This window comes from Pseudobutyrivibrio sp. MD2005 (genome assembly GCF_000621865.1).
Taxonomy (GTDB): Bacteria; Bacillota; Clostridia; order Lachnospirales; family Lachnospiraceae; genus Pseudobutyrivibrio.
In genome coordinates this window covers 42,134-58,860 of record NZ_JHXE01000016.1, presented here as the reverse complement: position 1 = coordinate 58,860, position 16,727 = coordinate 42,134, and the positions used below count along the sequence as shown (strand labels likewise).

At 39.4% G+C, this 16,727-nt stretch carries 16 protein-coding genes; 1 reads left to right on the top strand and 15 read right to left on the bottom strand.

Translation table 11 applies throughout. The annotated features are described in order from the left end of the window. Positions 1–29 precede the first annotated feature (29 nt). From mfd to T498_RS0107300, 15 genes are all read right to left on the bottom strand, one after another. Positions 30–3,557, bottom strand: coding sequence for a transcription-repair coupling factor (gene mfd, locus T498_RS0107370; RefSeq protein ID WP_028235351.1), 3,528 nt, complete (start codon positions 3,555–3,557; stop codon positions 30–32). Positions 3,558–3,559: 2 nt separating this feature from the next. Next, a complete protein-coding gene (locus T498_RS0107365; RefSeq protein ID WP_028235350.1) occupies positions 3,560–5,206 on the bottom strand; it encodes a SulP family inorganic anion transporter in 1,647 nt (548 codons plus the stop codon). 8 nt (positions 5,207–5,214) lie between these two features. Next, the gene (locus tag T498_RS0107360; protein WP_028235349.1) at positions 5,215–6,321 is read right to left on the bottom strand and encodes a type IV pilus twitching motility protein PilT; all 1,107 of its coding nucleotides are present in this window, start codon (positions 6,319–6,321) and stop codon (positions 5,215–5,217) included. An 11-nt stretch (positions 6,322–6,332) separates the two neighbouring features. After that, complete coding sequence (locus T498_RS0107355; RefSeq protein WP_028235348.1) at positions 6,333–6,695, bottom strand: hypothetical protein; 363 nt, start codon at positions 6,693–6,695, stop codon at positions 6,333–6,335. A gap of 8 nt (positions 6,696–6,703) precedes the next feature. Then, positions 6,704–7,087, bottom strand: coding sequence for a hypothetical protein (locus T498_RS16195; protein ID WP_028235347.1), 384 nt, complete (start codon positions 7,085–7,087; stop codon positions 6,704–6,706). Then, the gene (locus T498_RS0107345; RefSeq protein WP_081779713.1) at positions 7,071–7,571 is read right to left on the bottom strand and encodes a DUF4860 domain-containing protein; all 501 of its coding nucleotides are present in this window, start codon (positions 7,569–7,571) and stop codon (positions 7,071–7,073) included. The genes T498_RS16195 and T498_RS0107345 overlap by 17 nt, the downstream gene beginning before the upstream one ends. Positions 7,572–7,590: 19 nt before the next feature. After that, a complete protein-coding gene (locus T498_RS0107340; protein ID WP_242839215.1) occupies positions 7,591–7,941 on the bottom strand; it encodes a hypothetical protein in 351 nt (116 codons plus the stop codon). Position 7,942: 1 nt separating this feature from the next. After that, positions 7,943–8,995, bottom strand: coding sequence for a type II secretion system F family protein (locus T498_RS0107335; RefSeq protein WP_028235344.1), 1,053 nt, complete (start codon positions 8,993–8,995; stop codon positions 7,943–7,945). A gap of 10 nt (positions 8,996–9,005) precedes the next feature. Further along, complete coding sequence (locus T498_RS0107330) at positions 9,006–9,968, bottom strand: transglutaminase-like domain-containing protein (RefSeq protein WP_028235343.1); 963 nt, start codon at positions 9,966–9,968, stop codon at positions 9,006–9,008. A gap of 37 nt (positions 9,969–10,005) precedes the next feature. After that, positions 10,006–10,428: a hypothetical protein gene (locus T498_RS0107325; protein ID WP_028235342.1), complete on the bottom strand. Its 423-nt coding sequence runs from the start codon at positions 10,426–10,428 to the stop codon at positions 10,006–10,008. After that, positions 10,428–11,672 carry a BTAD domain-containing putative transcriptional regulator gene (locus T498_RS0107320; protein ID WP_028235341.1) on the bottom strand — a complete coding sequence of 415 codons (1,245 nt, stop codon included), beginning with the start codon at positions 11,670–11,672 and terminating at the stop codon, positions 10,428–10,430. Before T498_RS0107320 ends, T498_RS0107325 begins: the two co-directional genes overlap by 1 nt. A 122-nt stretch (positions 11,673–11,794) precedes the next feature. After that, positions 11,795–12,370 carry an aminoacyl-tRNA hydrolase gene (gene pth / locus T498_RS0107315; RefSeq protein ID WP_028235340.1) on the bottom strand — a complete coding sequence of 192 codons (576 nt, stop codon included), beginning with the start codon at positions 12,368–12,370 and terminating at the stop codon, positions 11,795–11,797. Between the two features lie 5 nt (positions 12,371–12,375). Next, positions 12,376–12,636 (bottom strand): septation regulator SpoVG, encoded by a 261-nt coding sequence (gene spoVG / locus T498_RS0107310; protein WP_028235339.1) that lies wholly within the window; start codon positions 12,634–12,636, stop codon positions 12,376–12,378. 4 nt (positions 12,637–12,640) lie between these two features. After that, positions 12,641–13,774, bottom strand: a complete 1,134-nt coding sequence (gene glgD / locus T498_RS0107305; RefSeq protein WP_028235338.1) for a glucose-1-phosphate adenylyltransferase subunit GlgD — start codon at positions 13,772–13,774, stop codon at positions 12,641–12,643. Next, positions 13,771–15,045, bottom strand: coding sequence for a glucose-1-phosphate adenylyltransferase (locus T498_RS0107300; RefSeq protein ID WP_028235337.1), 1,275 nt, complete (start codon positions 15,043–15,045; stop codon positions 13,771–13,773). Before T498_RS0107300 ends, glgD begins: the two co-directional genes overlap by 4 nt. Positions 15,046–15,299: 254 nt before the next feature. Here T498_RS0107300 and murC point away from each other — a divergent pair, with 254 nt between their 5' ends. Then, positions 15,300–16,679 (top strand): UDP-N-acetylmuramate--L-alanine ligase, encoded by a 1,380-nt coding sequence (gene murC / locus T498_RS0107295; protein WP_028235336.1) that lies wholly within the window; start codon positions 15,300–15,302, stop codon positions 16,677–16,679. The last annotated feature ends 48 nt before the right edge of the window (positions 16,680–16,727 follow it).

Below are 16,727 nucleotides of genomic sequence, written 5' to 3'. Positions count from 1 at the left end.
CATGCTTTTTTATTATAGTTAATCTATTTCTAATTATCAACCTTGAGGGTCTTAAGGTCTAAAAGGAAATCCTGCAGATATTCAAAGACTTCTGATGGTTTGATTCTAGTATTAGCCTTTGTGTTAAATATAAATGCAGGGTTCTTTGGATCAGCCGCAAAAGTGATATGTGGATTGTTTCTCTCAAGCAACGCTGGAATTTGTACAACGTCTATTTTTGCCTTTTCATACATGACAATCCTGATGATATCCTGCTTTTGCTCAATGGCAGAAACATATGCATCATGAGCCTTAACCCTAAGCATTGCAACCCAAAGAAGATTCTGCACGCAACGTTTTGGTTCTCCAAATCTGTCAACAAGCTCATCCAACATATCATCCCTGGCTTCTTCAGAATCGATAGCCGCAATACGCTTGTAAATATCAATTCGCTGCTCTTCGTTGCTAACATATGTGTCTGGCAGATATGCCTCGATATTTATGTCCACAGTAGTGTTAAAGCTATCTTCCTTAACATCACCCTTTTCTATTTTGACTGCTTCATTGAGCATCTTGCAATATAGGTCATAACCTACGGCTGTCATGTTACCATGCTGCTCAACACCAAGGAGATTTCCAGCTCCGCGAATCTCTAAATCTCTCATGGCAATCTTAAAGCCAGAGCCTAAATCGGTAAATTCTTTGATTGCAGCCAAACGTTTTTCTGCCACCTCTTTAAGCATCTTATCTCTACGATACATTAAAAACGCATATGCGGTACGATTACTTCTTCCTACACGTCCTCTAAGCTGATAAAGCTGTGAAAGTCCCATGTTGTCAGAGTCATGAATGATTATCGTATTTACGTTAGAAATATCCAAACCAATTTCTATTATGGTTGTGGCTACCAAAACATCTATCTCATGATTGATGAATTGCATCATGATGTCTTCCACTTTATTTTCAGTCATCTGGCCGTGGATGTACCCTACAGTAGCTTCCGGAACAAGACGCTCGATTTCTGCAGCCATATCCTGTATGCCTCTAACCCTGTTGAAGACATAATAAACCTGACCATCTCTTGCCATCTCGCGGACAATGGCTTCTCGCACCATTTCCTCGTTATACTCAAACACAAAAGTCTGAATAGGAGTACGTTCCATTGGAGCTTCATCAAGTACGCTCATATCTCTGATTCCAACCAAAGACATATGAAGTGTTCTTGGAATTGGCGTAGCAGATAAAGACAAAACATCAACAGTCTTTTTCATCTGCTTGATACGTTCCTTGTGATTTACGCCAAAGCGCTGTTCCTCATCTATAATAAGAAGGCCTAAATCTTTAAACTCTACATCCTTTGAAAGAAGGCGATGGGTTCCGATAACAATATCTACCATTCCTTTTTTCAAATCTTCTATTGTTTTCTTTTGTTGCTGAAGGCTTCTAAAACGGCATAACAATCCTACATTAACAGGGTATCCGCCCATTCTTTGAACAAAGTTATTGTAATGCTGCTGGGCAAGAATTGTGGTAGGCACAAGATACGCTACCTGCTTTCCCTCCTGTACAGCTTTAAACGCAGCACGCATTGCAACTTCAGTCTTTCCGAAGCCTACGTCACCGCAGATAAGTCTATCCATAATCTTTTTCGATTCCATATCAGACTTTACTGCTTCAATGGCTGCAAGCTGGCCTTCTGTCTCTTCATAAGGGAAGCTTTCTTCAAATTCTTTTTGCCAAACGGTATCCTCACCATATACAAAACCATCCGTATTCTGTCGAAGGGCATATAGATCTACGAGCTCTTTTGCTACAACTCCAACTGCAGACTGAACCTTCTGTTTTGTCCTCGTCCATTCCTGCGTTCCAGCCCCAAGGCTATTAAGCTTAGGCTTTTTACCATCTGGACCAGAATACTTTTGAATCATGTCAAGCTGTGATGTAAGTACATAGAGATTACTGCCCTTGGCGTATTCAATCTTTATGTAATCACGGATGACTTTATCCACTTCCATCTGCTCAGTGCCTTTGTACACGCCCAAGCCATAGTTTTCGTGAACAACGTAATCTCCCACATGCAAATCGGAGAAAGATGAAATTGTCTCTCCCTCGTACTTTTTAATCCTATGCTTTTTCTTTCTAACATGGCCAAATATATCACCGTCAGAAAGCATTACAAATGCTGAGTCAGGATAATCAAATCCTCTTTTAATATTACCAACACATAGCATAGTTTCGCCAGGATTGATCTTATGATCTAAATCGTCAGTGAAATATGCGTTAAATCCTTCCTCCAATAAATCATCAGCGAGACGCTTTCCTTTTGTGCTGGAACTTGTTACAAGCAAGACTTTGTATTTTCTCTTTTTATATTGTAAAAGCTCTTTTGTCAGAAGCTCAAAACTTCCGTTGTATGCATTTACACCCTGAACTGCAACACTGAAATGTTCTTCAGATTTTAAAAATTTATTTTTCGCATCCAAAAGTGACATTAAAACAGTTGGTTTTTTCCCAATTCTGGCAAAAATGTCCATTGAACCGTACAACATATCCATCTGTCGTTGAAGCATGTATCCAGCTTCTACTCGTCTTGTCATTGCCTCAGCAAATTCAACCTCAGTTGATTCAGCTTTCACTATAAGTTTCTGCACCTCATCGAGAAATAGATAGGTGTTTTTAGGCATAAAATCTATAAAACTCGCCAAATCTTCACAAAAATAGTTTAAATTAGTTTCAACTTCTTGGCTCAATCCCCAGGCTCTTGTCTCCTCAATTACCCTATCAACATAGGTTTTTAGCCTGTAAGCCTCCTCAGTTTTCATCTCCTTACGATATTTTTCGTATCTGAGATTCTTCTCTTCCTCCATTTTGTGTAATCCTGCCTCAACTTCTTCAGTCGAAAGAATCACCTCTACTGCAGGAAATATTATTACAGAATCAATATTTTCTATAGACTTCTGATTGCTAGCATCATAAGAACGAATGCTATCTACTTCATCACCCCACAGCTCAATTCTTACAGGCAACTCAGCTGTAAGGGGATAAACATCAATAATTCCACCTCTAACGGCAAATTCTCCTGGATGCTCACATGTACCAACGTTTTCATATCCCATTGCAACGAGCTTTCTGCGCAATGCCTCTAATTCAATGGTATCTGTATCTGAGATGGCTACAATACCGTTCTCAAAATACTTTGGAGCAGGTAATTTGTTCATTAAAGCGTCGATTGTGGTAATAACTGTGCAGCTCTCATCACTCAAAATCGACTCTATGGCCTTCATACGCTCCCTTGTAAGGGCATTACCTCTAATATCAGACTGATAGAAAAGGAAATCCTTTGCAGGGAAAAATACAGCATTCTCATCAAAAAACCGATATTCCTCTAAAAGCTCTCTGGCCTTAAGTTCGTCCGATGTAATAATCAGCTTGTATTTTACGTCGTGGCTTATACCAAAAATAAGGTGCGCCTTATCGGCACACCCTGTTATATCATACACTTTACCATGTTTAGATAGAGCCTCTCTAAGAGACTCTATCGCTGTAAGATTTTCAAATGGTTCTAAAAATGTTTTCATATTTATTCGCCTATTAATTCTTGTGCTCTATCTAAAGCTGCATCGATATTTGGCTGGAAGTTATCCTTGCCTACGATGCTGATAAAATCAGCCTTTTCCATCATATGCATTGGCTGTTCATTAACATGTGAGAATACAACTGTTACATTCTTTTTCTTTGCTCTTTCAACCAAATCTCTAAGAGCTCTAAGAGCTGTAACATCGATAGCTGGTACAGAGCGCATTCTCATAACAAGAACCTTTGTATAATCCTTTACATTGATGCTTTCTGCTAATATATCTGAAACACCAAAGAATAATGGTCCAGTGATTTCAAATACTCTGATGCCCTTGTGAACTGGTCTAAGATCATCTACAAATTCAGCGTCATCACTCTGGTATGTCCAGCCACTAACGTGTGTTTCCTCGCTCATTCTCTTGATGAATAGGATACATGCAACAATCATACCCCATTCAATAGCTACTACTAAATCGAATACTACTGTAAGAACGAATGTAAGTACAAGTACGATGATATCTGACTTTGGAGCATACTTTACAAGTCTTACAAAAGGTCTCCACTGGCACATGTTGTAAGCAACCTGGAAAAGAATAGCTGCGATACATGGCATTGGGATAAACTTCGCATATGGCATTAATACAACAAGCACAATAAGAAGTGTGATTGAATGAACAATACCTGCGATTGGTGTACGTCCGCCGTTTTTAATATTGGCTGCTGTACGTGCAATAGCACCTGTTGCAGGGATACCACCGAACAGTACAGAACCGATGTTACCGATACCCTGGCCAATAAGCTCCTGATTACTACGATGCTTGCTATTAACCATTCCATCAGCAACTACCGCTGAAAGAAGTGATTCGATAGCAGCAAGAATAGCTATCGTAAATGCGTTAGGCATTTCATTTCTAATTAAACCAAATGATAATGATGGTAATGAGATTGTTGGAAGTCCAGCCTTTAAATCAGGATAGAGTGTTCCAATAGTGTTTACATTTAAGTGTAAGCCCTGAACCAATGCGATACTTACAAATACTGCAATGATAGATGCAGGAAGCTTAGTGAAAAACTTAGGCCAGATAATAAGTACTGCAAGACAGATAACACCTACTAAAGCTGCCTGAATGTTGATAGTATCAATATTTTCAAAGAAAACCTTTAACTTATCAATTGTTTCAATTGGCTTTTCGCCGTGGAAATCAACTCCAAAGAAGTCTTTAAACTGACCAATTAAGATTGTTACGGCAATACCTGCTGTAAAACCAGTTGTGATTGTGTATGGGATAAATTTGATTAATGCACCAGCCTTAACCACACCAAGGATTATCAAAATAATACCTGCCATGATTGTGGCAACAATCAATCCATCCATTCCGTCAGTAGCAATAATACCAGCTACAATAGTAGCAAATGCTGCTGTCGGTCCTGCAATCTGAACAGTACTTCCACCAAAAAATGAGATTAAAAAGCCTGCTACAATCGCTGTATAAAGACCTGGCTCTGGGCCAACTCCTGATGCCAAAGCGAGGGCAATAGAAAGTGGCAATGCGATGATTGCCACAATGATTCCTGATACTAAATCTTTTGCAAACTGCTCCTTGCTGTATTTCTTCATGCAAGTGAACAGCATTGGTTTAAAACTTTCCATTTCTTAATTTAAACTCCTAATCTTCTTCCTAGCATTTCTGCGTTTACCGCATACTCCATGGCCGTCTCTTTTGTAATCTTGCCTTCTCTAACCAGCTTGAATAGACTAGAATCCATTGATACCATCTCGTCAGTATCACTAGAATAAATGACACCTTCGATTTGTGGTACCTTGTTTTCTCTGATCATATTTCTAATGGCTGGGGTCACGGTCATAACCTCAAACGCTGGCACAAGTGAACCATCAATTGCAGGCACAAGCTGCTGAGAAACAACTGCTTTAATTACCATAGAAAGCTGCAAAGCTATCTGGTGCTGCTGCTCTGATGGGAACACATCAATAATTCTGTCGATAGTGTTTGCTGCTCCAATTGTATGCAATGTAGACAAGATCAAATGTCCTGTCTCAGCCGCTGTCATTGCAACAGAGATTGTCTCAGCATCACGCATCTCTCCCAGAAGAATAACATCTGGGCTCTGTCTAAGTGAAGCTCGAAGTGCAGTAACATAGTTTTCTGTATCCAAATGAATCTCTCGCTGTGACACTATTGATTTACCGTGTCTGTGCAAATACTCTACTGGATCTTCAAGTGTAATGATGTGTTTATTGTAATTTTTATTAATTTTATCAACGATACATGAAAGTGTTGTTGATTTACCACTTCCTGCAGGGCCTGTAACAAGTACAAGTCCCTTTGATTCGTTTGACAAATTGATAACTGATTCTGGTATGAGCAATTCCTTGTAATCTGGCAATGTAAATGTGATTACACGGACTACTGCTGCATATGTACCTCTTTGCTTAAAAGCATTTACTCTAAATCGAGATACATCCTTAATTGCGAAGGAGAAATCATCATCGCCCTCCTCCTTGTATTTGGTGATATCTCGGTGAGCCAGCTCATAAATCTGCTGCACTAATTCCTCTGCCATTGCAGGCATTACAGGGCCGTCATCACCCTCTGATTTATCTTCATAAGATGCTTCCAACTCAGAACGTGTCATTACCAAATCATTAACTCTGAATGAAACCTCACGTCCAGTGATGATAAATACATCGGAAGCCTTGTATTTCTTAACTGCATCTGTCAAATAAGTAACAATATTTGCGCTCATTTTTTCTCCCCCTACTCCAATATTGTAATAACTGGCTGAGTGCTATCTGCTTCCCAGCTAGATGTATTCTGTACCTGCCAACAAGTTATTTCCCCAGATGTTACCTTTACATTTAAAACCTGATTGTCATTAATGTCTACTGAAAATTCCTGATCTACCCAATCAGTTGCAGCAATTTTCTCGTATGCCTCATTTGAAGCCGCGTAGTAATCATTTGTATGGTCCCTTAATTTCATACTAAGACTGTAATTGTTGTGACTAGACGATATTGCAAGTGCAGCAATAACAGCGAAAGCCATACCTATTAAAATTACAACCATCAAAGAGGTTCCTATATTTATTATTGTACGATTTTCCCTTTTCTTCTGCTCCATATTATCTCCTATTTAAGAGCTTTTTCAACCTCTAATGAATAGATTTCTTTATCTTCCATTGTTGAAACTACTATATGCATTGTCTGACACTGGCCTGGGCTTGCAGGCTCAACCACAAGGCTTGTAACCTTATATACACCTTCCTCACCATCAGAAATGTTCCAATCCTTATCGTAATAATTGGTGTAGCCCTCGTAATCATCAGTTACTAAGTAGCTCTCTGCTGCATTTGAAGCAAGATTAATAGCCTGTGTCATTTCCTTTGCCTCTCTACTTTTTGCGAAGCTTCCGGCAAAACACTGCACACATATCGCTGAAACTATAATGAAAAAGAATATTGCAAACATTAGCTCCGTCATGAAAATTCGGGAACCATTATTCCTGTTTTTCATTTGATTCCACCTCCACTGACTTCAGCCCAATGATAACTTCTTGTTTATTGCCTGATATATCTTCGATTTGAATGTTGATTTCATTAGGATTATCCTGAGAAATTTCCATTCCGTTAATCTCCAAAATCTTATTACCAAAATCCGCTGTAATGCCTGCGCCATCTTTAGCCTCAAGCTCCATAAGGTTGCCCTCATACTCGTAAATATACAAGCTGTAGCCACTTCCCTCAGGCATCTTGATACATTTAATTCCATCTAGTTCATCAATGGATATTGCGCCACCATTGTCATGCTGTCTAACTTCTTCGCGGATGTAGGCAGTGGCAGTTCTGGCATTGGCATTAGACTCATTGGCATAAACAACTGCTCTGTAAGAGTTTACTGCCATCAAAAGAACACTCACCGCCGAAAAGGTGAATATCAAAAACAATACCATTAGAAACATGATATCTATGTTGTGTTTTCTAAGTCGCCCCTTTACCAAAGCTGCTCCTTTCAAACCATTACTTTAGGTTAATAATTGTGACATCTGGTCTCATATTTGAACCGTAAATCACATAATCTACCCTGAATTGCTCATCATCGTATATTATGCCGTAATTTTTCTGTAGATATTCGAAGCTTTCCGGGTATCTTCCCTCTGTTACATAGCATTGAATTATCGCCCTATCTATGGCATCTGAAAGACTCTGGCGCTGCTCATGGACTGAGCCAGATGATGCTTTTGATACAGCAAATAAAAATAGTACGAATATGAGAAGAAACAGTGCGGCAGAAATCATTGTTGTTCCTGCTACGTTCTTCTTTTTGATTTGATGTATGCCATCTAGGCTTCCAAATCTGGTCTTTGACATATTAAATCATCCCCGACATGATATTCAAAAGTGGTAACATAACTGAAAGTAATATGATACCAACAATAACTGACAAGATAATTACAAGTGTAGGCTCAACTACAGCGATTAAATCGTTAATCTCCTCGTCTGCCTCCTCCTGATAAGTGGTTGCAACCTTCTCAAGGACGTTTTCCATATTTCCAGTCTTTGCACCAAGAATAGCCATTCTTCCATACAAACCACCAAAAATTCCTGACTGTGAAAATGCCTTTCCTATATCCATTGTTTCAGCAAATGAATCCTTACACTTTTCTACCTTTGATTCGAATTCAGGCGCCTCAACAATTCGACCACTTACATCTAATGCCTGCATAACATCCATACCACTTGATAGTGTCATAGCCATTGCAGATGCAAATCTACTTGTTGCGATTTTCGAATGAATAGATTTGAAACGACGGCTCTTATATAGTATTCCGTTTCTGTGATTCTTTCCCCAAGATGTCTTGTTTAAGACAATGATATAGGCAACTATTGCCAAAAGAATAATAAGAAGAATCAGGCCATTGGATTTCATAAATGTACCCACAGCCAAGAAACCTGCTGATAACCCATCCATGGTACCACCAAGTTGATTGAAGACTCTACTAAAAACTGGCATGATTTCTGTAACAAGAACTATGATTATTACAAGCATCATTGCCACCATCATAAGTGGATATGTAACCGCACTTCTGATAGCATTTGAAATAGCCATTTCTCTAGAATAGTGGGCTGCAAGATTGGTAAGAACTGAGTCCATCTTACCTGTTGTCTCGCCCATCTTGGCCATTTCTACAAAATAATCCGGGAACACTCCGGTCTCATCAATTGCTTTTGATAGAGAACCTGTCTCCCCTACTACCTGTTCCATCTGAGTGAGTAGCTCTTTCTCTTCGCCTCCCTCAGATTCATCCATCATCATAGTGATTCCCTGAATTGCAGAAACACCACTATTGATCATCATTCCCATTTCGTCCGAGAATGCATATAGCTCCTCAGCAGTAAGTTTCTTTCGTAATTTTTCGCTCATAATCACACCTTTAATATTTATACTTCAGTTGATAATACGTATCATCTTCTAAATATTTCTTTACAGTACTACTACTTGCATAAGATCCAAGTGTTGGATCCATAAGTGTCCACTGAGAACCATCGAACTGGATTATCTTATCTATCCAGCCAGACTCCTTTGTGTATACAGATATCCATGCATGGTATTCAGTCCCTGCATAACCTATCTCCAACCGTGTAGGTATACCCTGACTTCTAAGCATTGCACCCATAAGTGATGCATAGTCAAAACAGATGCCTGTACCAGTTGCCAAGGTCTCGTCTACCTTTGGGATATAGCCTGACTGTACAGTCGCTGCTTTATCATGGTCGTAAGTAACGTTTTTGGTAATGTAATGATAAACATTCTGTACGACCTCGATATCCGTATTCGCACTTGATGCCAGTTCCTGTCCCTTTTTTACCGCCTTAGAATTTGCATTAAAATCTACATATGCGTTAGGGTACAAAAACATACTATAATCATCTTTTAATGTTACATTCACTGACTGAGTAAATGCTGCTGCGTATTGGTCATCATGTAGGTTCTCGTAAACGCCTATTTTGTATGTTCCGCTACCTTCTGATAATGGATAAACATCGTAATTGCCATCCAAATCCATCAGGTAATTGTAAGTATTTCCCGCTGGCGTTTCTATTAGCATTCTTACCTTAGCCGCGCTGCCGGTGTATTTGACCATTACGTATCCGTCACTGGAATTGCTCGCATCTATTGATGCATCCATGTTTTCGTATACTTCTGTTCCTCCAGCCTTAGGCTCCAACACCCTTATGGTGTTGTCCCAAGAGCCTTTAGATTCCTTTGCCACCGCCGAAGTGGAATCAGAGGATGAACCTCCGCCTCCTGTAGTTGACGGTTGCTGGCCACCACCGCATGCAACTAAGCTAATACTCAGAACAATCAGTGAAAGCAAATATCTTGTTCTTTTCATTTGCTTCCTCCACTGCTTGCCTATCCTATAATGTTTATTATTTATTATTGATAATTCTAAGAAGCTCTACCTCGCTATTAAAGCTGCTTTCTATATCCTTTGCTTTGCTATAGATTGTGCCCTGCCATGTTGCATTATCTCTGCCTGTAATCATCATAAGATATGCTTTTTCTTTACACAGCTCGAGCAAATGCTCTACCTCAAATAGCTTTTCTGCTGGATCAATATCAATAAGCTTTAACTCTGGCAATGTCTTTTTAAATGCACGGTACTTTATCTTTTGTTCAGGAAATTCTACCGCATCTAAAAAAGCATTTACCACATTGAAGAAATCATTAACATCATTAAATGTCTCTGCTTTTTCTTCATAGCAATTATAAAGCTCGCCTTTAAATCCATCATTTTCTAGATTGAATCCAACTACATTTGGCATGCGCTTCATTCTGTCTGAAATTGCCATTACTCTTCCCCTCTTACCATATCTTGAAGCTCTGCAGTATCGTAATCTGTACCTGCACTAGCAAGATTAACAGGCGCTAAATTATATTTAATATAGCGTTTTCTTGACTCCTTACTCATGTTTTCATTGATTCTGCTTTGAACCAAAACACAATCTTCTTGTGTAATGCCTAAAAGCAATACTACAAATTGATTGTTGCTATATCTTGCGTACATATCTCCACCACGGGCAGATACGCGAATAGCCTCAGATAATTCCTCAGCTAAAGTCTCTAATCTGTCAGAGCCGCTTAAAGCGTACCCCTTTCCATCTGTGATGGTGCAAAGCATAAGCCATGCTGCTTGTCCAGAACGTCTGATTACTCTTTTGATGTATCTGTAGCTCTCCACAAAAATTGGATATGTACAGTAAAATGCGCCTTCAATATCTTCCTTAGATGTATCAAGGTTCTTTTTAACCTCGCTAATCATATCGGAATTGTTTATAACCTGAGAACCAAGCTTATCAAGCTGTTCTGCCATGCTAGATGAAACTGATACACCAAGCTCTTCGAACATTAATGTCTCAGTGTCTTCATATAACTTGAGAGCATCCTTTGTCTTACCTACTTCGATAAGAGCTTCCATCTCGTATGTCTGCCATCCATCATATGGATAAAGCTTATTTGCCTTATGGCTGAGAGTGTACATATTGTCGTAGTCCTTTTGAACCTTGTACATCTCAAGTAGCTGCTTTAAGCATCTATCAAATAATTTCTTTAATCTTACTCTTGTAGTAACAACCCACTCATAACCGCTTAGAGTAGGAAGGAAATCACCGTTATATGCCTTACAAGCATGCTCTAAAAGCTTCTGCTGCACATCAGCATCATCTGATGCAAGGGCCTGCTTTGCAAGCTCTTCGAAATTGACTGCATCACATTCGATAGAGGCATTAGGAGTAATTCTGTAATTACCTCTTTTAATATATACATAATCCTCTTCTGGAAGGCCTGTCTTGAGTAATGCCTTACGAAGTCTAAATACAATTGCTCTAAGGCTGTTTGACTCATCCGCAATGCCTTCATTTTGGAATAGATTATAAATAACCTGATCTCTCGAAATACCATTTACATGGTACAACAGCATCTGAAATAGCTGATTAACCTTTGTGGTATTGTTGCGCTCTAGCACAATATGCATGTCGTTACATTTAACATCCACAGTGCCTAGAAACTTTACATTAAATACAATATTTCCGCTCATAATTCTCCCTTATTTAAATAACAAGCTTATTTTTTCCATTACAAAACTTAGTATAGAATAACAAACCGTTATTGTAAATAACAAAAAGTACAAAATTAGCCTGCATAACTGCAGGCTAATCTCTATTCAAGTTTTTCTTTAACGTTATATTTATTCATAGCTGCATCTAGATCTCCCTCAAGGAACAATTCTAACGCGCCAATCACTTTTTCGAAGGACGCATCCACCTTTTCACGGTCTTCAGCGTCATAGCGACCTAACACATGGGAAACCAAATCACCGTTCTTACATTCTCCCACACCCACTCGAATTCGAGGGAAAGCATTGGTGCCAAGCAAAGAGATGATGTTCTTTAATCCATTGTGACCACCAGCCGAACCCTTCTTTCTAACACGGATATTTCCTGTAGAAAGGGATATATCATCCGATATAACAACAAGTTCGCTCTCGCTGTCAACATCGTAATAGTCACATAAAGGTTGAACACATTCCCCGCTTAGGTTCATGTACGTCATAGGCTTTGCAAGTATTACCTTGTGGCCATTAATGATGCCCTTTCCCACAATTCCCTTTTGTTCCTTGTGGTTTACTTCTATATTGAAGTGCTTTGCGATAGCATCAATAGCTTCAAATCCTACATTATGTCTGGTTCCTTCGTACTTTCTTTCTGGATTACCTAGACCAACAATTAAAAACATACGTCTTATTCTGGGAACTCTTCCTTATACTTGTTAAGAATCATTGTCTGCATCTGCTCTCTTGTGGTTGAGCGAATAGGATGAGCAATATCCTTGTAGCCACCTTCAGAACCACGTCTTGAAGGCATAGCAATAAATAGTCCCTTATCTCCTTCAATAATCTTGATGTCGTGAATTACAAACTCCTCGTCAATTGTCACTGAGACAACTGCTTTCATCTTGCCTTCTTTTTCAATCTTGCGAATTCTAATGTCTGTAATTTGCATTTTGTTATACCTCCCCAACTGGCATGTCGTATCGATTTTTGTTACCTGTAACTATGCGGATTCCGTTTTCCCCAATATATGTAGATCCGCTGAGCAATGTTTCATGGCTCTCAACAATGCAATTCTCCACGTGCACGTTGTCACCGATGTATGCTCCATTTAAAATGACGCAGTTCTTAACAACTGAGTTGTTGCCAACGAACGCCTTTTTAAATAGTACAGAATTCTCAACAGTGCTGTTTATGATACATCCTCCAGCCACAAGTGAGTTTGTAACCTTAGAACCTGCGTTGTATTTTGCAGGTGGCAGGTCGTGTGTCTTTGAGAAGACTCCTGGTTCTGAATGGAAGAAGCTATCTCTAACATCCTTGCGTAAGAAATCCATGTTAGCTTTGAAATAGCTATCAACGTCTGCAAGGTTTGCCCAATAGCCTTCCATCTTGTAACCATAAATCCTCTTCATGTTCTTGTATCTAATGAGAATATCTGTTACAAAGTTGTATCTGCCCTCTCTGTTGCATTCTTCCAACAAATCAATGAGAGCTCTTCTACGGATGACATAGACACCAGCAGAAACGATATCTGAGTTAGCCACCATAGGCTTCTCCTCGAACTCTACTATACGTCCATCTCTATCCATCTCTACCACACCGTAACGATTGATATCATCTCCCTCAGGAAGCTTTGCGCAAACAACTGTGATATCAGCCTGTTTCTTGATGTGATAATCTAAAACCTTGTTGAAATCCAACTTATAAACACAATCGCCACTTGCAATAATAACATATGGCTCATGTCTCTTCTTTAAGAAATCAATGTTCTGCCAAATAGCATCTGCTGTACCTCTGTACCACCAGCTGTTGTTAGTAGTAACAGTAGGAGTGAAGAGGAATAATCCTCCCTGCTTTCTACCAAAGTTCCACCACTTTGATGAATTAAGATGCTCATTTAGAGATCTTGCGTTGTACTGCGATAATACTGCAACTGTCTGAATGTGTGAATTCGTCATGTTTGAAAGAACGAAATCAATACATCTATAGCTTCCGCCTACTGGCATAGCTGCAATGGCGCGCTTCTCAGTAAGCTGTTGCATTCTGCTTGAGTTTCCACCTGCTAGAATAATACCTAATGCCTTCATACTCGATCACCTGCCTTGATAATGTAGCCGCCACTAGCTAACTCTCCGTCAGGATAATCTGCCTCGCTAGTCTCGCCCTTGATTGCTGTGTTTTTGCCAATAGTTACATTTGCTGGAATTGTTGAATTCTCTCCAATTACAGCAAGACCGAATGAGTAGATGCTTGCATTAAGCTTACTCTCTGCTTCTACGCCCTGGCCAATCTTTGCTCCCTCGCCGACAACGGTATTCTCAGCAATGATTGATTTATCTATTACGCAATTTCTTCCGATTACTGCGCCTTCCATTATGATGGAATCTCGGACTACTGCTCCTTCATCTATCACAACACCTGCGCCTAAAACCGAATTATAAACTTCACCATAAATCTGAGCTCCAGCTCCAATAATTGCCTTCTCAACTACTGCTGAGCTAGCAACGAACTGTGGTTCGATGATATTCTGATTAGTGTATATTTTCCAGAACTCCTCATAGAGGTTGAACTCTGGAATAAGATCTATAAGCTCCATATTGGCTTCCCAATATGATCCAAGTGTTCCTACATCCTTCCAGTAGCTATTGAACTCGTAGGCATACATTGGTGCCCCCTTCTCATGAAGGTAAGGAAGAACATGCTTACCAAAATCACAGTTGCTCTGGTCTTTAAGTGCAAGCAATGACTCCTTTAATGCTTTCCAGCTGAATATATAAATACCCATTGAAGCAAGATTGCTTCGAGGATTTGCTGGCTTTTCCTCAAATTCGCTGATACGCTTTTCGTCATCAGCAATAACAACTCCAAATCGAGATGCTTCTTCAATCGGTACAGGAATTACTGCAATTGTAACATCTGCGCCCTTTGCCTTATGAAAATCTAGCATGGCCTCATAATCCATTTTATAGATGTGATCTCCTGAAAGGATAAGCACATACTCTGGATTATAATTCTCCATGTACTTAAGGTTTTGGAAAATTGCGTTGGCTGTGCCTGAATACCACTCACTTGTGTCACTCTTCTCATAAGGTGGAAGAACTGTAACACCACCGTTATTTCTGTCCAAATCCCATGGAATACCAATTCCGATGTGGGTATTTAGGACAAGCGGTTGATACTGAGTCAGCACACCAACTGTATCAATGCCTGAATTGATACAATTTGAAAGAGGAAAATCGATAATACGATACTTTCCCCCAAAAGAAACTGCTGGCTTTGCTACATCGGATGTTAATACTCCGAGTCTGCTTCCCTGCCCGCCAGCGAGAAGCATTGCGATCATTTCTTTTCTAATCATCCTATCATCTGCCTTTCTCATGCTGTCAGAAGGGATGTACCATTTTATAACTCATAGTACTCCCCTTTGTAACATTAGTATAGCAAAAGCCAATTTCTACTGCAATATTATTAATAATTTTTACTAATTAGTTGTTAATTGTTTGACAATACACTGTCATTTTCTACAATATCTATTTAGCTACCTTGCAACTAATTCATTTTGGGGGTAGATTAGTGTAGTTAGAAAAATACTATATTAAAGAAGGAAAACATATGTATAAGATTGATTTTAACAACAAGATACATGTTCATTTTATAGGAATTGGCGGCATTAGCATGTCTGGTCTTGCAGAGATTTTGCTTGGTGCTGGTTTCACTATTTCAGGCTCCGATAGAGCTGAATCTGATTTAACCAAGCACCTTGAAGCCATCGGCGCAAAGGTTAGTTATCCACAGGCAGCATCAAATATCACTGATGATATCGACTTGATTGTTTACACTGCTGCAATTCGTGATGACAATCCAGAATTTGCTGCAGCCAAAGCTTCTGGCAAGCCTATGCTTACAAGAGCTGAGCTCCTTGGCGAAATCATGGAAAACTATGCTCGTTCTATTGCTGTTGCAGGTACACACGGCAAGACAACCACAACATCAATGGTTAGCCAGATTCTTCTTGAGACAGCCGATGATCCTACCATTTCTGTTGGCGGCATTTTAGATGCCATCGGAAGCAACGTACACGTCGGTGACAGTGATGTATTTATCACAGAGGCTTGTGAATACACAAACAGCTATCATTCATTTTTCCCTAAATACAACATTATCCTTAATGTTGAGGCAGATCACTTGGACTTCTTCAAGAATCTCGAAAATGTAAGAGCTTCATTTAAGAAGTTTGCCGGTAATACATCCGATGATGGCATTCTTATTATTAACAAAGAAATTGATGATGTAGATTATTTCACTGAGGGACTAAAATGTAGGGTTATTACTTATTCATTAAATAATGATGCCGATATTTATCCTACTGATATCTCATTTAATGAAAAGGGCTTTGCAAACTTTACCCCTGTATTCAATGGTAAGGCTCTTGGCACTGTTTCACTTAATGTTCCTGGAAAGCACAATATTTCCAATGCACTTGCAGCTATCGCACTTACTGTTGAAATGGGCATTTCTTACGATCACATTTTAGCAGGACTTAAAAAGTTTGGCGGTGCTCACAGACGTTTCGAGTTAAAGGGCAACTATAACGGAGCTACTGTCATTGATGATTACGCTCATCACCCAACAGAAATTGCTGCCAGCCTTAACGCAGCAGCTAATTACCCACACAATCGTGTGATTGTTTGCTTCCAGCCACACACTTATACCCGCACATTAAGCTTTCTTGATGATTTTGCAACAGCTCTCGCTAAAGCGGACATAGTTGTTCTTGCCGATATATATGCGGCTAGAGAGCCTGATATCTATGGAGTAAGCTCTAAAGATATTGCTGATAGAATCGAAAAAATGGGCACAGAAGTCCATTATTTAGGCTCATTTGATGCATGTGAAAAATTTTTAGAAAAAAATCTTTTAAACAACGACCTGTTGATAACTATGGGTGCTGGAGACGTGTATTTAGTAGGTGAACACTTACTTTCCAAATAGTTATCCACATTATCCACATTTTTCGGTGTATTATTCACCAGTAAAAAT